The 23,538-nt window shown below is 32.9% G+C and carries 17 protein-coding genes; 7 read left to right on the forward strand and 10 right to left on the reverse strand.

Annotated features, from left to right (window positions below):
• Window positions 1-211 precede the first annotated feature (211 nt).
• Complete coding sequence (locus tag KA867_RS08905) at window positions 212-955, reverse strand: glycerophosphodiester phosphodiesterase (RefSeq protein ID WP_210137755.1); 744 nt, start codon at window positions 953-955, stop codon at window positions 212-214.
• A gap of 78 nt (window positions 956-1,033) precedes the next feature.
• On the opposite strand from KA867_RS08905, the gene KA867_RS08910 reads away from it, so the two are divergent.
• From KA867_RS08910 to serA, 3 genes are all read left to right on the forward strand, one after another.
• Window positions 1,034-1,474, forward strand: a complete 441-nt coding sequence (locus KA867_RS08910; RefSeq protein ID WP_210137756.1) for an SACOL1771 family peroxiredoxin — start codon at window positions 1,034-1,036, stop codon at window positions 1,472-1,474.
• Between the two features lie 164 nt (window positions 1,475-1,638).
• The gene (locus KA867_RS08915) at window positions 1,639-2,799 is read left to right on the forward strand and encodes a pyridoxal-phosphate-dependent aminotransferase family protein (RefSeq protein ID WP_210137757.1); all 1,161 of its coding nucleotides are present in this window, start codon (window positions 1,639-1,641) and stop codon (window positions 2,797-2,799) included.
• Window positions 2,792-4,408, forward strand: coding sequence for a phosphoglycerate dehydrogenase (gene serA / locus KA867_RS08920; RefSeq protein WP_210137758.1), 1,617 nt, complete (start codon window positions 2,792-2,794; stop codon window positions 4,406-4,408). Before KA867_RS08915 ends, serA begins: the two co-directional genes overlap by 8 nt.
• Window positions 4,409-5,193: 785 nt before the next feature.
• On the opposite strand, the gene KA867_RS08925 is transcribed toward serA, so the two are convergent.
• From KA867_RS08925 to KA867_RS08935, 3 genes are all read right to left on the reverse strand, one after another.
• Entirely contained in the window at window positions 5,194-6,315 is a 1,122-nt protein-coding gene (locus KA867_RS08925) for an HAD family hydrolase (protein ID WP_210137759.1), read from the reverse strand.
• Window positions 6,316-6,553: 238 nt separating this feature from the next.
• Entirely contained in the window at window positions 6,554-8,050 is a 1,497-nt protein-coding gene (gene nagE, locus KA867_RS08930; RefSeq protein WP_210137760.1) for an N-acetylglucosamine-specific PTS transporter subunit IIBC, read from the reverse strand.
• 164 nt (window positions 8,051-8,214) lie between these two features.
• Window positions 8,215-8,835 (reverse strand): lysophospholipid acyltransferase family protein, encoded by a 621-nt coding sequence (locus KA867_RS08935; RefSeq protein WP_210137761.1) that lies wholly within the window; start codon window positions 8,833-8,835, stop codon window positions 8,215-8,217.
• 166 nt (window positions 8,836-9,001) lie between these two features.
• Between KA867_RS08935 and KA867_RS08940 the strand changes: the two genes are divergently transcribed.
• Window positions 9,002-10,288 carry a S1C family serine protease gene (locus KA867_RS08940; protein WP_210137762.1) on the forward strand — a complete coding sequence of 429 codons (1,287 nt, stop codon included), beginning with the start codon at window positions 9,002-9,004 and terminating at the stop codon, window positions 10,286-10,288.
• 261 nt (window positions 10,289-10,549) lie between these two features.
• Here the strand turns inward: KA867_RS08940 and tyrS are convergent, their stop codons facing one another.
• Window positions 10,550-11,812, reverse strand: a complete 1,263-nt coding sequence (gene tyrS, locus KA867_RS08945) for a tyrosine--tRNA ligase (RefSeq protein WP_210137763.1) — start codon at window positions 11,810-11,812, stop codon at window positions 10,550-10,552.
• A gap of 399 nt (window positions 11,813-12,211) precedes the next feature.
• On the opposite strand from tyrS, the gene KA867_RS08950 reads away from it, so the two are divergent.
• Window positions 12,212-13,123 carry a biosynthetic peptidoglycan transglycosylase gene (locus KA867_RS08950; RefSeq protein WP_210137764.1) on the forward strand — a complete coding sequence of 304 codons (912 nt, stop codon included), beginning with the start codon at window positions 12,212-12,214 and terminating at the stop codon, window positions 13,121-13,123.
• Between the two features lie 209 nt (window positions 13,124-13,332).
• On the opposite strand, the gene KA867_RS08955 is transcribed toward KA867_RS08950, so the two are convergent.
• Together KA867_RS08955 and acsA are read right to left on the reverse strand one after the other, a co-directional pair.
• A complete protein-coding gene (locus tag KA867_RS08955; RefSeq protein ID WP_210137765.1) occupies window positions 13,333-15,000 on the reverse strand; it encodes a formate--tetrahydrofolate ligase in 1,668 nt (555 codons plus the stop codon).
• A 309-nt stretch (window positions 15,001-15,309) separates the two neighbouring features.
• Window positions 15,310-17,019: an acetate--CoA ligase gene (gene acsA, locus KA867_RS08960; protein WP_210137766.1), complete on the reverse strand. Its 1,710-nt coding sequence runs from the start codon at window positions 17,017-17,019 to the stop codon at window positions 15,310-15,312.
• Between the two features lie 181 nt (window positions 17,020-17,200).
• Here acsA and KA867_RS08965 point away from each other — a divergent pair, with 181 nt between their 5' ends.
• Window positions 17,201-17,833: an N-acetyltransferase gene (locus tag KA867_RS08965; RefSeq protein WP_210137767.1), complete on the forward strand. Its 633-nt coding sequence runs from the start codon at window positions 17,201-17,203 to the stop codon at window positions 17,831-17,833.
• 17 nt (window positions 17,834-17,850) lie between these two features.
• Window positions 17,851-19,005: an acetoin utilization protein AcuC gene (locus KA867_RS08970; protein ID WP_210137768.1), complete on the forward strand. Its 1,155-nt coding sequence runs from the start codon at window positions 17,851-17,853 to the stop codon at window positions 19,003-19,005.
• Between the two features lie 193 nt (window positions 19,006-19,198).
• Here the strand turns inward: KA867_RS08970 and ccpA are convergent, their stop codons facing one another.
• From ccpA to KA867_RS08985, 3 genes are all read right to left on the reverse strand, one after another.
• The gene (ccpA, locus tag KA867_RS08975) at window positions 19,199-20,188 is read right to left on the reverse strand and encodes a catabolite control protein A (RefSeq protein WP_210137769.1); all 990 of its coding nucleotides are present in this window, start codon (window positions 20,186-20,188) and stop codon (window positions 19,199-19,201) included.
• 300 nt (window positions 20,189-20,488) lie between these two features.
• The gene (locus KA867_RS08980; RefSeq protein ID WP_210137770.1) at window positions 20,489-21,580 is read right to left on the reverse strand and encodes a bifunctional 3-deoxy-7-phosphoheptulonate synthase/chorismate mutase; all 1,092 of its coding nucleotides are present in this window, start codon (window positions 21,578-21,580) and stop codon (window positions 20,489-20,491) included.
• Between the two features lie 691 nt (window positions 21,581-22,271).
• Window positions 22,272-23,495: a hypothetical protein gene (locus KA867_RS08985; protein ID WP_210137771.1), complete on the reverse strand. Its 1,224-nt coding sequence runs from the start codon at window positions 23,493-23,495 to the stop codon at window positions 22,272-22,274.
• Window positions 23,496-23,538: the final 43 nt, after the last annotated feature.

The raw sequence follows: 23,538 nt of genomic DNA on the forward strand, positions 1-23,538 counted from the left end.
TCAATTTATTGAGTTAGTGGGACTTATGCATGAGCGCTAGCTCAGGTAATCCTGAAACCTAAGCTATCTTCACTTGTCAGACTGCATGTTAAAAAAGTTACTTCGATGGCTATACCATGTCAATTTTGATAATATATTCCAATTTAAATCTACGCATTAACAGAACAGATAAAGTGATACCTCAAACTTTTATTTAAAACTAATCATTGACTTAACAAAATAAGCGATGTGGTTTGTCAGAAATAAGGCCATCTACACCAATACGTATCAGTTTTATCGCTTGCCTTTTTTCATTAACGGTATAAGGCATTACTTTCAATCCATAGTCATGTGCCTTCTTCATAAACGCTTCCGTCACTAATGCGTAGTGTGGATTAACATAGTCAGCATATTCAGCTATTTTTTTAAAAGATGGCATTTTATACCAATATCGTTTTTTGCTAATTAAAATACCTAATCGATAACCATAATGCTTCAGATATAGTTGCTTTATAAATTTTTGATCAAATGATTGAATGATCACTTGATTATTATTTAACTCATATTGATTTAATTTATCTATTAAATCATTTTCAATGCCAGGATAGTTTTTAGGTTGCTTCATTTCTATTAATAATAACTTGGGCGATGCTTTGATTAATGTTAATACTTCATCTAACGTCGGCAATGTTTGTTTTGTAAATCTTGGACTACTATTTATGCCATAATCAAATCTTCTTAAATCATTAAGTGTTTGTTCTTTAACCTTCCCACTACCATTGGATGTTCTGTCAATAGAATCATCATGTAACACAACTAACTGACCATCTTGCGTTCTATGTAAATCTATCTCTAATATATCTGCATTGCTTTGAAGGGCAGCTTGAATTGCAATAATAGTATTTTCTGGATAATCCATTGCCAAGCCACGATGTGCAACTAACATTATGTGATGATCTTCGAATTCAAATGACATAAAAAGTGCCCTCCCCTTTCAATATAAAGTAGAATCATCTAAACTTAAGTTATCATAAAAACATTGGAGGTCAAAGCAATGGTCCAACATCAATTTAAAGTAACAACAAAATGGGCAGATGGACGTGAATCAGTCGGTAAATTATCTGGTGATATTTTAGATGAACAAATATCTATCCCAGCAGGTCTAGGGGGAAATGGAACTGGTACGAATCCTGATGAGTTACTAGTTTCAGCAGCATCATCTTGTTATATCATTTCACTGGCAGCTGTATTAGAACGTTCAGGTTTTACACAGATAGATATCAAACAGTCAACAATTGGATTAGCTATATTTGAAAATGCTAAATTTAAAATGGACACGATTACACATTATCCTGAAATAAAAGTGGATACAACACAGAAAGAACAATTAAAAAAGAAACTACCAAAGTTACTAAAGATTGCAGACAATAATTGTATGATTTCAAATTCTATAAGAGGCAATGTCGACGTCAAAATAGAACCTATATTAAAATAATTTTGCAATCATTTTATGTATGACGGAATATGATTATAATAACAATGTATACCCTTACATATTATTTGAAATTTGAATATATTTAATAATTTTAAATTTTTACACTTTTATATTTTCTGAAAATTTGCTAAACTTGACAATCATAAGCATTGGGGGAATTACACATGAAATATTATCATCCTTTGTTACTTACACCAGGACCTACACCTGTACCAGAACATATATTACACGCTACACAATTACCAATGGTCGGACATCGATCAAGTGATTTTGAAGCAATCGCAGAACAAGCTTTTAAATCACTTAAACCTATCTTTGGCTCTAAAAATGAGGTTATGATACTTACTTCAAGTGGTACAAGCGTACTTGAAGCGAGTATGCTGAATATAGCAAACCCAGATGATGACATTGTTATTATCGTTTCTGGTGCATTTGGCAATAGATTTAAACAAATTGCAGAGACTTATTACGATAATGTACATATATTTGAAGTTGAATGGGGTCAAGCAGTTAATGTTCCTGATTTTATCGACTTTTTAAAATCTTTAAACACTGATATCACAGCAGTCTTCAGCCAATATTGTGAGACTTCTACAGCTGTATTACATCCTGTACATGAACTAGGTAAAGCATTAAGCGACTTTGATTCATCGATTTATTTTGTCGTTGATGGTGTCAGCTGCATTGGAGCTGTTGATGTAGATTTAGACCGGGATTATATCGATGTCCTTGTTTCAGGTAGTCAAAAGGCAATTATGCTGCCACCTGGTCTTGGATTTGTAGCTTATAACAATCGTGCAAAAGAGCGATTTAACGAAGTAGTAACGCCTAGATTTTATTTAGATTTAAATAAATATTTAAAATCATTGTCTGAACATTCAACACCTTTCACACCTAATGTTTCTTTATTTAGAGGTGTAAACGCATACGCCGAACTAATCAATGCAGAAGGATTAGATCAAGTTGTAGCAAGACACTATGCGATAAGAGATGGACTAAGACAAGCTTTGAAAGCATTAGATTTAGAGTTGTTGGTCCAAGATGCTTATGCATCTCCTACTGTCACTGCGTTTATTCCAAAATCTAAAGATGAACTGAACTATATTAAAAATGAATTAAAAAATAGATTTGCCATTACGATTGCTGGTGGCCAGGGTCATTTAAAAGGTCAAATATTACGAATTGGCCATATGGGTCAAATATCGCCTTTTGATATTTTACAAGTTGTATCAGCGTTAGAAATACTATTGTCAGAATTTAGAAATGAATCTTATGTTGGTAAAGCTATCACACAATATATGGAGGTCGTAAAAGCATATGTATAAAATTTTAGTTTCAGATCCAATTTCACCAGATGGTTTAAAAAATTTAACAGATCATAGCGATTTTAATGTCGACATTCAAACTGATTTGAATGAAACAGAATTAGCTGAAATCATTCCTAACTATGAGGGGCTAATTGTACGAAGCCAAACCCAAGTCACTTCTAATATCATTGCTGCTGCACCAAACTTAAAAGTCATCGCACGTGCAGGCGTTGGTGTGGATAATATTGATGTAGAAGCTGCTACTAAACATGGCGTTATCGTTATTAATGCACCAGACGGTAATACAATTTCAGCTACTGAACATTCGATGGCAATGATTTTATCCATGGCACGTAACGTCCCTCAAGCCCACCAATCATTAAAAAATGGAAAATGGGATCGTAAAGCATATAGAGGAACTGAACTTTATAACAAAACGTTAGGTGTCATTGGTGCTGGGAGAATTGGAATTGGTGTAGCAAAACGTGCACAAAGCTTTGGTATGAACATACTTGCTTTTGATCCTTATCTATCAGAAGACAAAGCTAAAGAACTTAATGTGATACGTGCTACAGTTGATGAAATTGCTGAACAAGCAGATTTTGTAACAGTGCATACCCCATTAACACCAAAAACAAGAGGTATTGTAGATAAAGCATTTTTTGAAAAAGCAAAACCGACACTTCAAATTATCAATGTTGCGCGCGGAGGTATCATTGATGAAGATGCGCTTGTCGAAGCATTAGATACCAATCAAATTCAAGGTGCTGCAATAGATGTATTTGAAAGCGAACCTGCAACTGAATCACCACTTGTTGCGCATGATAAAATAATCGTCACACCACACTTAGGTGCATCTACTGTTGAAGCACAAGAAAAAGTTGCAGTCTCTGTTGCCAATGAAATCATAGACATATTTGAACATGGTAATGTCGTTAATGCGATTAACGCACCAAAAATGTCCTTCAATGAAATTAATGATGAATTAAAGCCATATATTGAATTAAGTAAATTAACTGGTGAAGTAGGTATTCAATTATTGGAAAAAGCCCCTCGTGAGTTACAAATTAAATATAAAGGGGATATCGCACTGGATGATACAAGTTTACTTACGAGAACTCTTGTATCAGGTGTATTACGCCAAGATTTAGCGGAACGTGTCAATTTAATAAATGCCTTAGTGTTACTAAATGAGCAAGGTGTGTCATATAATATAGAAAAAGATACCAAACATCGTGGATTTAGCAATTATATTGAATTAACTTTAATTAATAAAGACACACAAATTAAAATTGGTGCCACTGTACTAAATGGCTATGGTCCAAGAATCGTACGTATTAATGAATACCCTGTTGATTTCAAACCCGAAAAACATCAACTGGTTATCAATCATAACGATAGACCAGGTATCGTAGGACGTACAGGTCAAATATTAGGTGAATACAATATCAATATCGCTTCTATGCATTTAGGACGCACAAACCAAGGTGGTAATGCGTTGATGATTTTATCGATTGATCATCCTGTAACACAAGATGTGATCGATGCTTTGTATGAAATTGAAGGATTTAATCTAATTAGAAGTGTAGAGTTAGATGTTGCAGTAAGTGAAAATTATAATATTTAACAATAATAAGCTGAAAGGACAACAAAACGATTGTCCTTTCAGCTTTTTTAATCAAAATACTTTTATTTCAAACTATTATTAACCACCCTATTCATGTTAATACTATTTAAGAGTCTAGGCATAAATACCAGAAAATAGAAGTTGGGATATAAATACCTATTCTCAAAATAAGAGAACCAATCCTTAATATGGATTGGTCCTCTTTATATTTAAAAGATTAAGATTTTGATCGTGCATGCTTGCCTGAGGATATGGCTCGAGCCTGTAGTCTCTCGCTCATATTATTCCCTCGGGCGTCAGCACGATGCAAAATCTCTATAAGGATGTGTTTTAATACATACAATAGAAAACAGCTTCGTATTATTTAACTTATACAACTAATAGAAAGTCATATTTTTAATTAACCAAAAGATATAACTAAAAATGAATACACATGATGGATGTCTCCATTTTATATAAAAAACTTACGATTTTGATCGTGCATGCTTGCCTGGGGATATGGCTCGAACCTGTAGTCTCTCACTCACATCATTTTCCCGGGCATCAGCACAATGCAAAACCTCTATATATGATGTGTCACGACATGTGAATGAAAGCGTTGAAACAATCCTTGAAATTGTACTCGATAAATGCAAATTCATCGTGATGCTACTCACATCATCCAAAATGTTTATATATGCGTTTTAGTTCAGCTCACCTTGTAACTCATTCATCGTAATCATCTTTACCAAGATGTGATTATATACGTTAATCTTTTTTATATTCCTCAATCGTCAACATTTGTATTATAATAAAATATCTCGAATTTCACCTACATGATTAACGATATATTCAGCATCATAACTTTCTAATTCCTCACGTGCATTTTGACCTTTCAAACCTGTTAAAGGACCGATAAAAGTTGCACCTATCTTTTTCGCACTTAATAAATCAGCTAATGAATCACCAACAATAAATACTTCATCTGGATTTACACGATTTTCTTGATTTGTCGCATATTTTTTATAATGTTCCAAAATATTACCATCAAGCGTAGCTAAATAACTGAACGGGTTTGGTTTCCCTAGCGGCTTTAATTCAGGAAAATGCTCTTCTGCATTCAATACGTCACTAGCTGTTACAATATGTAAATCATCAAACAAAGATTTAATGCCTAATGTCTCAAATGGAACAATTGTCTCAGTTCGTGGTCGACCTGTTGCAATCGCAATTTGGTAACCAGCCTCTTTCAAATCTACTAACAATTGCTTGATTTCACTGACAGGTCTGAGCACTACCTCTTGATATATATAGCCCTTTTTAAAGTCAGTGCGTTGTTGTTTTTGTTCTACTTCATGATACAATTGGCATCCTAAATACCATTCCTGATAAATTTCTTGTGCTAGCGTCCAGAATGGACTTTTTAACTCAAATAATTCAGCATTTTCTGTATTTAACTGTACTTTTGCATGTTCAATTAACGCTTGGTATATATTTTCTTTACCAGAACTTAAACCATCTAAAAATGAAAGTGGTAATTCAAAATTAAGCTCAATATTTGAAATATGATCACCGAGAAATTGTAACGTTTGTTCACTAAAGCTTTCAATATTCAATGCAATAGATAATTCCTCTTGAGAAAGTGATTTGCATAAATCAATGTAATGTAATGCAATAACGATAAATAACATATCCCAGTTTGAATTCAAACCTAAAGATTTTAATTTTGTTAAAATTTCATCATGGTAGAAGACAATATCTCTTATTTCAGAAATTTGCTCATCATCCAGTTCATGAAAATCTATAGACGGGTCAATACCAATATAATCTTTACTCATTAACATTTCATAAACAGTTAATGCAGATACATCAAAGCACCTTTCTTCACTTAAAAACACACCATCAACATCAAATAATACCGACTTCATCTTAGTTCCTCTCCTTTAATCAGAAAATTCTGATACTAGTATATCGTACTATTTACATATGAAAAGAGCAATGTATTTCCAAAAGATATATATAGAAAAATATTATTAATTTCACAGAATTAATTTGAAAATAAAATCACGCTTAAAAATGAAACGATAACATGCACTTATCGCTTATTTCCAAACGTGATTTTATGAATTGCTGTATTTTTATAGTAAATCTTTCAAAGGTTGCTATCTAATTATGATCTTCTAATTGTGTTTCCATTTCATCTGCTACTTGTTGTACTTGTGTACCAATAATAACTTGGGTGTTATGCTTACCACTTGTTGTAACACCTACTGCACCAGCAGCTTTTATCTTAGTTTCATCAATGATACTATTATCATTAAGTTCCATACGTAATCGTGTAGCACAGTTTGTTAAAGAAGTAATGTTTTCTTTGCCACCAAGACCTTCTAAAATTTGACTAGCCGTTTTTGAATACTTATTAGTCTGTAACTCCCCTTCAGACTCAGCTGAATCTGCAGTGTCACCTGTTGTAGCTTCTTCTGATGTCGGATCAGGTAGTAAGTTATCACCACGACCAGGTGTATTAAGTTTCAACCATTTTATCGCAAATCTAAATACAACATAATAAATAACAAAGAACACTACACCTTGAACCATTAACATCAGTGGATGATTTGCTACTGGATTTATCAGGGATAGTAAATAGTCAATTAACCCTGCACTAAATGAGAACCCTGCTGTCCAGTGGAATAGCGCTGCAATGAACAGAGATAAACCAGTTAATAGTGCATGAATAACAAATAGTATTGGTGCTACAAACATAAATGAAAATTCGATTGGCTCAGTCACGCCAACGAAAAATGCTGATATAGCTCCACCAAACATTAAGCCATAAACTCTTTTTTTCTGTTTTGTCTCAGCAGTATGATACATCGCTAATGCTGCTGCTGGAATCCCAAACATCATTACTGGGAAGAAACCAGCCATATAGCGTCCTGTAATACCTTGAACGGCACCATCACCCGTTTGGAATTTAGCAATATCATTAATACCTGCTAAATCAAACCAGAACACTGTGTTCAATGCATGATGCAGTCCAGTAGGTATTAACAAACGGTTGAAAAAGCCATATAAAAATGCGCCACCAGGACCTAAATCTAATATCCATGTTCCAAATGCAACAATTGCTGAGTACACAATCGGCCAAACAAACAACATAATAACTGCTATAAATATACTAAAGAATGCAGTTAAAATAGGTACCAAACGTTTACCACTAAAGAACGATAACGCTGTTGGCAATTCTGTTTTACTAAATCTGTTATACGTATATGCAGCAACTAAACCGATAATCAAACCGATTAAGACGTTTTGATTATTCATTTGTTCGAACGCTTCATTTACTCCTGTTTCTTTTACACCCAATAATGGTGCTAATTTTTCAGGACTAAGCACGACGGTTGTTAAGAAGAAACCAACAGCTGCAGCAAGCGCCACAGCTCCGTCATTTTTTTTCGCCATACCTAAAGCGACCCCAATTGCAAATAATATTCCTAGTTGATCTAGAATCGTTGAGCCTGCTGTAGAAAAGAACGCAGCTATGGTTGGCAAGATACCGAGCGCTGTTAATGCATTACCAATACCAACGATAATTGCTGCTGCTGGTAACACTGCAACTGGCAGCATGAGCGATCTTCCCAAACGTTGAAAGAAACTATACATAATCATTCCCCATTTCCCAATAAATTACCTAAAAAATCACCACATGTACAAAATGTCCACGTGGTGAATGAAAGCGTTATACTTGTTGTCATTGTACATTTCCATAATAACACAAGTTCTATAATTTTCGTATATAAAATAAGATTCAAAATGAGTAAAATTAACTATTTATGTGCTGCAGACGTATTTAATTCATTTTGTAATTGAATTGTTCTTTTTTCCAATTCTTTTGTTAAATATTCTAATTTCTCGTTTCGCTTCATATCTTTAGGCAAGTTTTTTGTTTCGATGGGTTCACCAAATTTAATAATTGCTTTACCTGTGATTAAACCTTGAATTTTTTTTGGACCAATATATGCCGCTGGCAAAATTGGCGCTTGAGCCATCATAGCGATTGTAACTGCACCACGTTTCATCGGTGAGCCTTCATCATATTTCATACGATGCCCAGTTGGAAAAATACCAACTGTTTTATTTTCTTTTAATAATTTAATTGGTTTTTTCAACGTGCTTGGTCCAGGGTTTTCTCTATCAACTGGAAAAGCATTAAGTGAACTTAAAAATCCACCGAACCATTTATTATGAAACAATTCTTTTTTGGCCATATAATGAATTTGGTTTGGATAAATAGCCATGCCTAGCATAATGACTTCATTGTAACTTTCATGCGTACAAGTGACGACGTATCTATGTAATTGAGGGATGTTTTCTTTTCCTTGTACTTCTAATGATTTACATATTTTGCGTAAAATAAAATTTAATAAACCGCTAACAAATCTATACATTTTTCCACCTACTTTTTTTACCTTATATTACCCTATTGATTCTATCATTTAGTGCATTAATGAACAAGATAATTTATATTTCAGTCTAAAGTTGTATAGTGATATACTAGAAAAAGTTGGACAAACCTTTCATAATAGGTTTTATAGAATGAATCGGAGGTATAATATGTCAGAATTTAACAACAATCAAAATATAAATAATAAACAACCTGACGCGCAAACTTCAAATAACACTCAGACGACATTTAGTAAACGAACAAAACCAAAATTCCCTTGGTTTAAAACTGTTCTTGTTGCACTCATAGCTGGTATTATAGGTGCACTTATCGTCTTAGGTATTGGCAAATTGATGGAGAATACTGTTTTAAATGATAATGGTTCAACCGTCAAAGAAGCGAATAGTAATAGTAATGCTGGCAATTCATTAGATGGTAAAAATGATAAATATGATTCTGTCAATCAAATGATTACAGATGTATCACCTGCAATTGTCGGTGTCATCAATATGCAAAAAGCCCAAAATTTAGATGATTTACTTAAAGGGAAATCTGCTAAATCTGAAGAAGCTGGCGTGGGTTCTGGTGTTATTTATCAAAAAAACAATGGATCAGCATATATTGTTACGAATAATCACGTAATTGATGGCGCAAGCGAAATTAAAGTTCAATTACATAATTCAAAGCAAGTAGATGCCAAATTAATAGGTAAAGATGCACTTACTGATATTGCTGTATTAAAAATTGATGATACCAAAGGTACAAAAGCGATAGACTTTGCAAACTCCTCTAAAGTGAAAACAGGTGACAGTGTATTTGCAATGGGTAACCCACTTGGTTTAGAATTTGCAAATTCTGTAACATCAGGTATTATTTCAGCAAGTGAACGTACAATTGATACGCAAACATCAGCAGGTGCAAACAAAGTAAATGTACTACAAACAGATGCAGCTATTAACCCTGGTAATTCTGGTGGTGCGTTAGTAGATTTAAATGGGAATTTAGTCGGTATAAATTCTATGAAAATAGCGAATGAACAAGTTGAAGGTATTGGTTTCGCAATACCTAGTAACGAAGTAAAAGTTACAATTAAGGAACTCGTTAAAAACGGAAAAATCGATCGCCCTTCTATTGGTATTGGTTTACTAAATTTAAGTGAAATACCAGATGAGTATAAAAAACAATTGCATACGGATAGAAAACAAGGTATATATGTAGCAAAAGTATATGCTGACAGTGGATTAAAAGAAGGCGACATTATTACAAAAATTGATGATGAAAAAGTCAAAGAAGATACAGAACTACGCTCTTATTTATATGAACATAAAAAACCGGGAGATAATGTTAATTTAACAATTGAAAGAAAAGGCAAAACACAAAGTGTAGATGTCAAATTAACAGAACAAAAGTCTAATACGAATGACTCATCTAAAGAAGAAGCCGTCCCTTTTAATTAATAAAATGTGATAATATATTAAGAAAAATAGAACACAAAACTTAATCTTAAAATAAGGAGTTTGGGACATCATTGATGCTCCAGACTCCTTTATTTTGTCAATAGATGATAAAGTCCCACTGCTCAATTTATTGAGCAGTGGGACTTATACTTGAGCTTTAGCTCTACTTTTTTCAATTGTAGTCATCGCTACTAAGAATGGGACAACGAAATCATTATAATAAAATTAAATTTCAGTTTCACACCTTTTATATTTCAAATCTTATTTATAATTTATCATAAAGTATTTTTTCTTACCTCTACGTACAATTGTAAATACATTATCGATTTTATCTTCGTCTGACAATTCATAATTTACATCTTGTTGTCTTTCACCATTTATATAAATCGCACCATTATTTATATCTTCACGTGCTTGTCTCTTAGATGAAGATATGCCAGTTTCAACGATGGCTTCAACAATGTTCGAAGTCGTGTGATTTAAGTCAACTTGTGGTACATCTTTAAATCCTTCTTTTAATTCTTTAGCTGAAAGTGATTTCAAATCACCTGAAAATAAAGCTTGTGAAATTCTAATTGCATCATCTAATGCATCTTGGCCATGAATAAATCTAGTAACATTTTCGGCTAATGCTTTTTGTGCTTTTCGTAAATGTGGTGCTTCTTGCAGTGATTTTTCTAAATCATTTATTTCTTCTTTACTTAAAAATGTAAAATATTTTAAAAATTTAATAACATCTTCATCCGTTGAATTAATCCAAAATTGGTAGAATTCATAAGGGCTTGTTTTGTCAGCATCTAACCATACTGCGCCACCTTCTGTTTTACCAAATTTTTTACCATCAGATTTAACTACTAACGGAATCGTCAGACCAAATGCTTCATTTTCTCCATACATACGACGCATGAGTTCAATACCACTAGTGATATTACCCCATTGGTCTGAACCACCTACTTGAATTTTACAATTGTATGTTTGATTAAGGTGTCCGAAATCAATTGCTTGTAAAATTGTGTAAGTAAATTCTGTAAATGAAATGCCGTGTTCCAAACGGGTTTGTATAGAATCTTTGCCCAGCATGTAATTTACACCGACATGTTTACCATAATCACGTAAGAATTCAATCAGTGATATTTGTCCAAGCCAATCTTTATTATTAACTAGTTTTGCACCTTTATTTGTGTCAAATTCAAAAATTTTATGCATTTGTTTACTAATGCCTTGTACATTGGTTTCAACTTGTGCTTCAGTTTGTAATTTTCTTTCTTCTGATTTACCAGATGGGTCGCCTATCATCCCTGTACCGCCGCCAATTAACACAAGTGGTCGATGACCATGCTCTTGAAAGCGACGTAAAGTTAAGAATGGTAATAAGTGACCAATGTGTAAACTATCTGCAGTTGGATCGGCACCACAGTATAACGTAACTTGTTCTTTATTTAATAAATTCTCGATACCTGTTTCATCCGTTTGTTGATAAATTAAGCCTCTCCATTTTAATTCTTCAATTAATGCATTTGTCATGATATCAACCTCCTAATTAATTATTGATAAAGTTTTGAATAGGCTTTATTTGCATTACTTATATATATTCAAGAAAAATAATATTAGAAAATGCAAAAAAGCACCCTTACATATTTATGTAAGGGCGCAATTGCACGGTACCACCATACTTTAAGTCAAACAACTTTATTAATGATACGTTCATTAACTAAAACGTTTGGATAATTGCGTTATAAAGGTGTATTCATATAAAGATCAACGTTAGTTCACAGCAACCACTAACTCTCTGAAGATGATACAATATATTACTTCTCCTCTATCCAAAAACGATATCGAATTGATATTAATTATATTTAATTCTATTTTAAAAGTCAACAGTCTAACTTATGTTATAATACTGTTTAGCTAAGGAGGACCACAATGGAAAAACAAACGTTTGATACCGACATTCGTGAAGATAAACAACTTACCAGACTAGAACAGTTTGAATTTATTTATAAAAAAATCAAACACTTTTTCGTAGGTTTGTTTTTCATATTTGGCTGTTCTTTGCTTGTTTTACTCGCAATATCTGTGCTTTATTTTCAAAATTTAACAAAAGAAGCAACGCATATGTCAGATAATGAATTAAAACATAAATTATTAAATGTGTCTGGTAATGAAGATATTGATTATAAAAGTGACAATATTTTATCAGAATATAACAATTCTATTAACACACTTATTGTTGGTCCAAAACATGTTGATAGCAATGTGATTAAAGCATTAACAGCTTCAGAAGACAGTTTATTCTTTCGTCATAATGGTATATTACCAAAAGCAGTTTTAAGAGCAATTGGTCAGGATATATTTAATTCAGTTGATGCTACTGGTGGTAGTACAATCACGCAACAACTTGTTAAAAACCAAGTTTTAACCAATAAAAAAACATATAACCGAAAAGCAAATGAACTAGTACTCTCAATGCGCGCAGAAAAAATACTGACTAAAGACGAAATTTTATATACATATTTAAATATTGTTCCCTTTGGTCGTGATTATAATGGCACAAATATTTCTGGCATTGGTTCAGCTGCTTATAGTATTTTTGGCAAACCTGCCGAGGATTTGAATATTGCTGAATCTGCTTATTTAGTTGGGTTATTACAAAGCCCATACTATTACACACCCTATAATGAAGATGGTTCACTTAAATCTAGCAATCAAATTCAAATCAGTTTAAATAGACAACATTATGTGCTAAAACGTATGTTAGTAGAAGATGAAATTACACTTTATGATTATAGACATGCAGAAAATTATGATATTAAAGCTCATTTAATGACTAAATAAAATTAATCATATACATGTTTTTAATTTCTATTAAGTTAGCAAGACTATGCATAGAAAAACACTTTCGTATGATTCATTTTAAATGAACTCAACGAAAGTGTTTTTATTTTAGTCTCACTGATTAGCATTAGTGCTTATATGATTCGATAGAAATTGACGTTTGCATTAAAAAAAGAAGTTATATTAAAGGCTCTTTTTTGTACAATTTTTTAAAATAAACCTACTGCATGTCCATCATCTGTAACATCCATATTTAATGCCGCAGGTTGTTTAGGCAATCCAGGCATTGTCATTATTGCACCAGTCAGCGCAACAATAAATCCAGCACCTGTTTTAGCTTCTAATTCACGGATTGTAATTTCAAAACCTTCAGGGGCACCTAACAATGTAGCATCATCTGAAAATGAATATTGTGTTTTAGCCATACATACAGGGAAATGGTCCCAACCATTTTCCTTAAATTGTTTTAATTGTTTTTGAGCTTTACTACTAAATGTTACTTTGCTACCGCCGTAAATTTCTTTTACGATTGTTTCAATTTTATCTTCTAATGGTTGCTCTAGTTCATATAAATGTTTGAAATCTTGTGGTTGTTCGATTACTTCTAACACTTCGTTAGCTAAATCGATACCACCTTTACCACCTTTTTCCCAAACTTCTGTTAAAGCTAGTCGAACACCATTTTCTTTTGCCCACTCTTGAACAAATTTAGTTTCTGCTTCTGTATCATGTATAAATGCATTTAATGCAATCACTGGTTCTAATCCATATTTTTTCACATTATTTACATGGCGTTCTAAGTTTTCAATTCCTGCTTTTAATGCTTCAACGTTTTCTTCTTTAAGGTTGTCTTTTGCAACGCCACCATGCATTTTAATCGCCCGAATTGTAGCCACTACTACAACTGCAGATGGTTCAAATCCTGCTTCTCGCGCTTTGATATCAATAAATTTCTCAGCGCCTAAATCCGAGCCAAATCCTGCTTCTGTTACGACAATATCAGCTAATTCTCTAGCAGTTTGTGTAGCAAGAATCGAGTTACAACCATGTGCAATATTTGCAAATGGACCACCATGTACTAATGCAGGCGTTCCTTCTATAGTTTGTACTAAATTCGGTTTGATTGCGTCTTTAAGTATCATCGCTAAAGCACCTTCAACTTTTAAATCCGCAACAGTGACTGGTTTACGATCTCTTGTATAACCTACTGTAATTTTACTGATTTTAGTTTTCAAATCTTGAATATCGTTAGCTAAACATAAAATCGCCATAATTTCTGAAGCCACTGTAATATTGAAGCCATCTTCGCGAGGTACACCTTGTGTTGGTCCGCCTAATCCTACAATCACATTTCTTAGGGCACGATCATTCATGTCTAAAACGCGTTTCCACTCAATTCTTCTTTGATCTATACCTAAGTCATTTCCTTGATGAATATGATTATCAATAAATGCTGATAAAGCATTGTTCGCTGTAGTAATCGCATGGAAGTCACCATTAAAATGCAAGTTAATATCTTCCATTGGTAGTACTTGAGCATAACCACCACCTGTCGCCCCGCCTTTAATACCAAATATTGGTCCTAAAGCAGGTTCACGTAAAGCAACCATGACATTTTGCTTCAATTGGTTAAATGCATCTGATAATCCCACTGTAACTGTTGATTTCCCTTCACCAGCTGGTGTTGGGCTCATAGCTGTTACCAACACTACTTTCCCTTTGTTCTCTTTTTGTTTAACTTGGTTGATATCTATCTTAGCCTTATAGTGTCCATATGGTTCTAAAGCATCTGCAGGAATACCTACTTTTTCAGCAATATCTCCAATAGGTTGTAATGTTGATTGATTAGCAATATCTAAGTCTGATAAATGTGCCAAATTAATTCGCCCCTTCTTATATAAATTTTAATCACTTTTAAAAATCAAATTTCAATCAGTGAGTCAAAATTCCTTACACATTCATAATAACTAAATAATGTTGTGTTGTCGATTAATAGAGATAGCGCTTTCAAAATAATAAGCGTCTTTTGTAAAGATATAATATATATTTCTACTTATATTGTTTTATTACACTAAAAACTCCTTTATTTCAAAATTTTAAGCTGCGTTAAAACTTATCAATAAAGGAGTGTTTTTAGCTAGTTTTGCTTTTGCTTACTGAATAATCATAAAACACATTGTATTTAATTAATCTTCCATCGTACTTAAGTCGCCTTCTGGCAAGTCAAGTTCCCATGCTTTTAATACGCGACGCATAATTTTACCTGAACGAGTTTTAGGTAATTTTTCTTTAAATTCTATTTCGCGTGGTGCAGCATGTGCAGCTAATCCTTCTTTAACAAATTTACGAATTTCTTCTTTCAACTCATCACTTTCTTCAAATTCAGGACGTAAGGCAACAAATGCTTTGATAATTTCACCACGTACTGGATCAGGTTTACCAATGACTCCTGCTTCTGCAACTGCCTCATGTTCCACTAATTTTGATTCTACTTCAAATGGACCTACGCGTTCTCCTGCTGTCATGATTACATCATCAACACGACCTTGGAACCAGAAATATCCATCTTCATCTTTATAAGCGGAATCTCCAGAAACATACCAGTCGCCGATAAAATACGATTCATATTTTTCAGGATTATTCCAAATGGAAATCATCATGGATGGCCAACCTTTTTTAATTGCTAAATTACCCATGCGATTAGGGGGTAATTCATTACCTTGGTCATCTACGATTGATGCCTCAATGCCTGGTAAAGGTTTACCCATTGAGCCTAATTTCACGTCCATCGAAGGATAATTTACAATCATATGACCACCTGTTTCAGTCATCCACCAAGTATCTAGTACACGCAATCCAAATACATCTTTTGCCCATTTAATGACTTCTGGGTTTAACGGTTCACCGACAGATAAAATACTCTTCAAGGATGACAAATCATATTTTTCGACGATGTCGTCACCAGCACTCATTAACATTCTTAACGCTGTTGGTGCTGTATACCAGATAGTCACTTTAAATTCTTCTATCATGCCATACCATGCTTCAGGAGAAAATCTACCTCCCGCAATACAATTCGTAATGCCGTTTAACCAAGGACTAAATATACCATACGATGTACCAGTGACCCATCCTGGATCTGCTGTACACCAATACACATCATCATCTTTAAAATCAAGTACATATTTACCTGAAATATAATGTACCAACATTGATTTTTGTGCATGTAATACACCTTTAGGTTGACCAGTTGATCCTGATGTATAATGTAAAATCAAACCATCATCTAAATCTAACCATTCCGTATCAAATTGATCACTTGCTTGTTCAAACTCACTATTGAAATCTACATATGCACGATCTACATCATTATCAACTACAATGATTGTTTCTAAATTTGGTAACTTATCTACAGGTATTCTTGGCAATAAGCTATTAGTAGTAACAATTACTTTTGCTTCACTATTTTCTAGTCTATCTCCAACAGCTTTTTCCATAAATGCTTCAAATAATGGGCCGACAATTGCACCTATTTTCAAAATACCAAATAATGCAAAATAAAGTTCAGGTGTTCGTGGCATGAAAATAAATACACGATCACCTTTTTCAACATTTGCTTTATCCTTTAAAACATTTGCAGCTTTATTCGATTTTGATTTCATTTCACTGAAAGTATAACTTTCTTGTCGCTGATCATCTTTATAATGAAGCGCAACTTTTTCTCCTTTACCTTCATCCACATGGCGATCGATACATTCATGCGCCATATTCACTTTACCTGTGTCATACCATGAAAATGCTTTTTCGACCTCTTTCCAATCAAAGTTGTTGTATTGTTTCTCATAGTTTTGAAGGTTAAAATTTCCTTCTTCCCCTTTATATACTTCTACTTTCATTCTAAATCCCCCTCTTAATGAAATCGAATGCTTAATGCATATTATAACTAACAAATTCGCAATTTTCAAAATAATCGGTGTAAACGGATACATTATCGTGTTAATTTCCTCTAAAATCCCTTATACTAAAAGTATTAAAGGGTGAATATGATATTCATCTACAGTCGTTTGGAGTGAAAAAATGGAACATATAAAAACGTATCAATTTCAAACATTTCATTTGGACGAAGGTGCATTTATTATAGAAGGTCCTGTTTCTAGAGAAAATCTTGAACTTATGACTTTTGATGATGGACTTTCTGCTTTTCGACAACCCGACGATCAATTTATAGCGATAAAAGAAATTAGTGAATTAGCAGAAGGCAGAATTTTTGTGATACGAAAGCATAAACATATTATAGGATATGTCACTTATCATTATCCTGATCCATTAGAACGTTGGTCGGATGGTAACCTTGAGTATTTAATAGAACTGGGTGCCATAGAAATTAGTTTACCATATCGACATTTACATTTAGGTAGTAAACTTATTCGCTTAAGTTTGACTGCAGATGAATATGAAGATTATATCGTATTAACCACTGAGTATTATTGGCATTGGGATTTAAAAAATGCAGGTTTGGATGTTTACGCGTATAAAAAACTAATGCAAAAATTAATGGGTTATGGGGGCCTAGAGATTTTTGCTACAGATGATCCTGAAATCACTAGCCATCCAGCTAATTGTTTAATGGCAAGAATAGGTTCACGCATTTCCATTGATCAGTTACAAGCATTCGATGATTTAAGATACAAGAATCGCTTTTTCTTTTAAAGGGGAGTTAAATCAATATGAGCAATACCCAAAAAACTGGTTTTGTTTATTCAAACGAAATCTTACAATACCGTTTTAGTAATCAACATCCTTTCAATCAAATGAGATTGAAATTGACAACTGAATTATTAAGTGATTTAGGTTATTTAAAACCTGAACACATCGTTAAACCACGAATTGCAACAGATGATGAATTAAATTTGATTCATAGTTATGATTATATACAATCTATTAGACGTGCATCACATGGCATTTTAAACGATAATGAAGCCAAGAAATATGGCTTAGATGGAAGCGATACACTACAATTTAGAATGATGCATAAACACAGCGCACGTATTGTGGGTGGTGCCCTTAATTTAGCTGATAAAATTATGGACGGTACATTCACCAATGGTTGTCATTTAGGTGGTGGATTACATCATAGTTTGCCAGGTCGTGCTAATGGGTTCTGCATATACAATGATGTGGCAATTACCATTGCTTACCTCATCAAACATTATGATTTACGTGTAATGTGTATCGATACCGATGCACATCATGGTGATGGAACACAATGGAGTTTTTATACTAACAGTGATGCATTAATTTATTCTATACATGAAACTGGTAAATTTTTATTCCCTGGGTCAGGAAACTATACAGAACGTGGCAATGAACAAGGCTTCGGTTATACCGTCAATATACCACTTGAACCGTACACAGAAGATGAATCTTATCTCGAGGTCTTAAATGAAACATTAGAACCTGTTGTTGCTTCTTTCAAACCTGATATCATTGTGAGTGTGCATGGTGTAGATATTCATTATTTAGATCCACTCACACATTTAAGTTGTACACTAAACGCACTATATGAAATCCCCTATAAAATTAAAGCATTAGCAGATAAATATACTGATGGAAAAGTGATTATGTTTGGTGGCGGTGGTTACAATATTTGGAAAGTTGTACCTCGTGCATGGACGCATGTTTTTTTAGCATTAATTGGTGAACAACAACAACAAGGTGAATTGCCTGAAAAATGGATTGCTAAGTGGACACCTTATGCTACTTGTGAATTACCAAAGACTTGGAAAGACCAAAAATTAGATTATCAATTGATCCCCAGACGTAAAGAAATTACAGAAATCAATATGAAACACGCAACTCAAGTATTAAGTTGGTTTAAATAACGCTTATTTTTATAGTTTTACTACATAAAAAACACAAAGCGTGATAAAGCCCCACTACTCAGTTCATTGAGATTAGTGGGGCTTATGCATGAATTTCACCTCAGATAAAATTAAAATCAGTGCATTCTTACTGAACTATGACCAAAAGCATGTTAAACATGTTTTTGGTCATAGCATCTGTGTTTTATTAAATTTATTTTGTTGTACCTCTGTATTCAATTCTATGCGGTAAAATCACATTAGGTTCATCAATTTCTTCTTCGTTCATATATTTGGTTAATAATCTCATTCCCACTGCACCAATATCATACAATGGCTGAATCACACTTGATAATTGTGGTCTAACCATTTCAACTAATCGTGTATTATTAAAACTAACAATTTGTAAATCATCCGGAACAGTTACACCCTCATCTTGTGCTGCATGAACTAAACCAATTGCTTGTTCATCACTAATTGATAAAATAGCATCTGGTTTAGTAGATTTTAATGCACCAAATGCACGTAAACCATCTTTATATGTTTCATTACCATTGAAGATTAATTGGTCGTCTAATGTTAATTGATTTTCTGATAAAACTTCTTTCAATCCTTCTAACACATCGTCTTGCGCCTTCTTAGAGTAATCTCCACCTACAAAAGCAAAACGCTTTGCCCCTTTTTCGATCAGGTGTGCAGTTATTTCTTTTGCAGCAGTTTGGAAATCAATATTAACAGATGAAATACCTTCATCTTTACCATTCGTACCTGACACAACCACCGGTACAGATGATTTATTAATCAATTCTTTAATTTCTTCGGAGATAGTACCACCTAAAAAGATAATGCCATCTACTTGTTTGCTTAATAAATTATTAAAAATTTCTTTCTCTTTGCTCGGATCATTATCAGAATTAGAGATGATTGAATGATACTTATACATCGTAGCAATGTCTTCTAAACCACGTGCAAGTTGTGAATAATACACATTTGAAATATCTGGGATAATTACCCCAACAGTCGTCGTACGTTTACTCGCTAATCCTCTTGCTACAGCGTTAGGACGATAACTCAATTTTTTTATTACTTCGTTCACTTTGTCTCGGGTTTCTGGTTTTACATTTTGGTTACCATTTACGACACGCGAAACAGTAGCCATAGATACTCTAGCTTCTCTAGCTACATCATAAATTGTTACAGTCATAAACTTCCTCCTTGAAAGCGATTTCTTTATCATTATACTCTGTTTTCATAACATTTTCAAAGTTTACCATATTTTTCGTAAATGTAAAATCATTTTGATTTGAATGTCATAATTATGTCAATTTCATAATAATTTAACAAATCTTATTTGAGTATATTTTTTATTTCATTAACAATAAATTTTAAAAGCAGTATTTATATTTCGTATAAATAGTTATTATAAAGCAATATAAAAACCTCTATATGCACCTAAATAATTAGTGTGCAAAATAGAGGTTATAAAATCATAATATCATATACATTATTTTAATTGTTTATTGTTATACATATCAGCTAATGGTTTTAATTCATTGTAGAATTTTTCAAATTCATTTAAATCCATTTGTTGACCACTATCACTTAATGCAACAGAAGGATCTGGGTGAACTTCTGCCATAATACCATCAGCACCAACAGCTAAACCTGCTTTTGCAGTCGGTAACATGATATCTTTACGTCCAGTACTATGTGTAACATCTACTAAAACTGGTAAATGTGTACCCTGTTTTAAAATTGGCACTGCGGAAATATCTAATGTATTTCTAGTAGCTTTTTCATATGTACGTATACCACGTTCACATAAAATTATATTTTCATTACCTTGCGATGCAATATATTCAGCTGCAAAAATAAATTCTTCAATTGTAGCGGACAATCCACGTTTTAATAATACTGGCTTATTAGAACGCCCTGCTTCTTTTAATAATTCGAAATTCTGCATATTACGTGCACCAATTTGGAAGACATCTAAATATTGATCAGCAATTTCAAAATCTGCTGGATTTACAATTTCACTTACAACATTTAAACCATATTTATCTTTTGTATTTTTAAGTATTTTAAGTCCTTCTTCACCTAATCCTTGGAAATCATAAGGTGATGTACGAGGTTTAAATGCACCACCTCTGATGAATTTCTCACCTTTAGCTTGTAAATTTGCAGCAACCGTATCTACTTGTTCTTGTGACTCAACTGAGCATGGACCAAAAACAAATGATTTATTACCATCACCAATAATGCCTCCATTATCAAATTGAACAATCGTATCTTCTGGTTTCAATTTTCTAGACACATATAAGTGTTTTTCATTCTCTGATTTTTGCAAGTCAGTAGAGGCTTTAAAAATTTCTTTAAATAGTTGTTTAATCACATTATCATTAAACGGACCTTCATTTTTATCTAAAAGTTGGTTAATCATTTCTTTTTCACGTTGAGGGTCATAAACCATTGTACCCTGTTTGCGTTTTTCTTCACCTATTTTTTGTGCGATTTTTCCTCTTTTAGATAAAAGATCTAATATTTGTTCATTAATTCCAACAATTTCATCTCTGTATTCTTGTAATTTGTCTGTCATTTTATTCACCTCTATGAAAATTTTACAGCGATATTTTATTCTGCTTTAAAGCGATAAAATATTTGTTAAACGTAATTCTAACAATAACTACATATAAGTTCAAGTCTCAAACGTAAAAAATCACTTTTAAAGTGAATACGTTTAATGATAACTGAATTTTCTGTTATTTGCTAGTCGTATTTTTACACTATTACATAAAATATAATTTCATTTCAACGACTTGTTACATCGTATACAAGTAGATTATATATATCACTTGGTATAAATAACTATACCTATTTTACCTTACGTTATTTTTTTAATCGTTACTTTTAAATGCACAGATATTTGTGGTAATAAGAACTAGTGTATCCATTGATAGATTATAAATTGAGTCACGTTATAACCTATATACAAGGCAACTAGTGAATTTATTTAAGCAGTGTTTATTAAAATATAAGTGAGAGGCTTATTTTTTGAATAACAAAATATAAATTGTACCGATTTTGCATCGTGCTGACGCCCGGGGAAATGATATGGACGAGAGACTACAGGCTCGAGCCATANNAGCATGCACGATCAAAATCGTAATATTTTAAATATAAAGAGGACCAATCCATATTAAGGATTGGCCCTCTAATTTTGAGAATGGGGATTTATGTCCCAAACTCCATTTGATTATAGAATTTATTCCAAATTCAGATAACAGCTTTTAGTCATTAAATGTTCTTTTATCTATTTTACTTTTCGCTTTTTCAGACTTCTTGTTTTGTAATCTGTTTTTTGAATATGTTGGCACTTCTTGGTCAGAACTAGCTGAAACAGTACTACTATTACTAGAAGTCTGTTTACTTATACCTTGTTCAGCATTATCATGAACAATCATACCATCTTTAAAAGACACACTTTTATGTGTTTGCTTAACACGTTGCTCTGCAGCTTGAGGTGCATTATTAGTTGAAGCTTGGCCATGTTTATCTGCAGAATTTTCTACTTTATTATTATTTTCTACTGCATTATCTAATTTCTTTGTAACTAAATTAGGTACTTTTTGATTACCTTTGGCTGTTAGCGTTTCAGGTTTTAACAAATCAACTGTCTTTTCAGCTACTTTAGGATTTTTAGACATTGCATCACGTTTTTGGCTCGCGGCTAATGCTAATCCTGCAGCAGTAATACTTCCTGCAACTGTAGCTGATTTTAAATTATTTGTTGATTCAGTTTTGGTACTTTTAGTAACTAAATTAGGAACTTCCTTTTTAGAATTAGATTTTACATTTTCTTCAGCTACAAGTGCAGTTGTGTTTTTCTTAACTGTCGTGTCATTTTTTAAAGCTTTATTTTTCTCTTCAGCAGCATTCGCTAATTTTGTAGCTGATACTGTACCATTTTTTGATGATTCGTCAGAAGATGATGCAACTGTAGAATCAGATAAATGATGTGTTTCTGACTCTTGTTTAATTGCATTTTTTTGAGCATTTTTTTCACTTTCTGTTGGTTGTGCTTGTACATCAATATTGTTTAAACCATCATCTGATGCTTCACTCGATTGTTGTTCAGTTAATGTTTCTTGTGCTTGAGGTGACATATTAGATAAGTTGTGTGAAGAGGTCTCTTGTTGAATTGCAACTTTTTGTGCATCTAATTCATTGTTTGTAATTGCTTTTTCTTTTATGTGCGCAACTTGACGTTCTGCTTCTGCTTTATCATTTTCAGTTTCTTTAACTACATTTGATTTGAATGCTTTTTTATTTTTAGGAACGGATTTATCACTTTGACGTGATTTACTAATAGAAACCAACCCTACAGCCGAACCTATCACTGCACCCACTATAAATCCATAAACAAACACATTTCTAGCGCCAGATGTAAAATATTCTGGAACTTCATAACTTTCTAAATTTCTTTCGAAATCATCTCGATTATAGTACTTCATATTTGAATGCCTCCTATAACAAATGCACTTAAATAAGTTTATA

Source organism: Staphylococcus sp. GDH8C109P (assembly GCF_017893405.1).
Classification (GTDB): domain Bacteria; phylum Bacillota; class Bacilli; order Staphylococcales; family Staphylococcaceae; genus Staphylococcus; species Staphylococcus cohnii.

Coding starts and splice junctions, on each gene's coding strand:
- nagE (WP_210137760.1), bottom strand. CDS start 8,050: ATGTATAGTTTCTTTCAACGTTTGGGAAGATCGCTCATGCTGCCAGTT.
- KA867_RS08970 (WP_210137768.1), top strand. CDS start 17,851: ATGAGCAATACCCAAAAAACTGGTTTTGTTTATTCAAACGAAATCTTA.
- KA867_RS08980 (WP_210137770.1), bottom strand. CDS start 21,580: ATGACAGACAAATTACAAGAATACAGAGATGAAATTGTTGGAATTAAT.
- KA867_RS08910 (WP_210137756.1), top strand. CDS start 1,034: ATGGTCCAACATCAATTTAAAGTAACAACAAAATGGGCAGATGGACGT.
- KA867_RS08940 (WP_210137762.1), top strand. CDS start 9,002: ATGTCAGAATTTAACAACAATCAAAATATAAATAATAAACAACCTGAC.
- tyrS (WP_210137763.1), bottom strand. CDS start 11,812: ATGACAAATGCATTAATTGAAGAATTAAAATGGAGAGGCTTAATTTAT.
- KA867_RS08935 (WP_210137761.1), bottom strand. CDS start 8,835: ATGTATAGATTTGTTAGCGGTTTATTAAATTTTATTTTACGCAAAATA.
- KA867_RS08985 (WP_210137771.1), bottom strand. CDS start 23,495: ATGAAGTACTATAATCGAGATGATTTCGAAAGAAATTTAGAAAGTTAT.
- KA867_RS08950 (WP_210137764.1), top strand. CDS start 12,212: ATGGAAAAACAAACGTTTGATACCGACATTCGTGAAGATAAACAACTT.
- KA867_RS08925 (WP_210137759.1), bottom strand. CDS start 6,315: ATGAAGTCGGTATTATTTGATGTTGATGGTGTGTTTTTAAGTGAAGAA.
- KA867_RS08915 (WP_210137757.1), top strand. CDS start 1,639: ATGAAATATTATCATCCTTTGTTACTTACACCAGGACCTACACCTGTA.
- KA867_RS08965 (WP_210137767.1), top strand. CDS start 17,201: ATGGAACATATAAAAACGTATCAATTTCAAACATTTCATTTGGACGAA.
- ccpA (WP_210137769.1), bottom strand. CDS start 20,188: ATGACTGTAACAATTTATGATGTAGCTAGAGAAGCTAGAGTATCTATG.
- KA867_RS08905 (WP_210137755.1), bottom strand. CDS start 955: ATGTCATTTGAATTCGAAGATCATCACATAATGTTAGTTGCACATCGT.
- acsA (WP_210137766.1), bottom strand. CDS start 17,019: ATGAAAGTAGAAGTATATAAAGGGGAAGAAGGAAATTTTAACCTTCAA.
- serA (WP_210137758.1), top strand. CDS start 2,792: ATGTATAAAATTTTAGTTTCAGATCCAATTTCACCAGATGGTTTAAAA.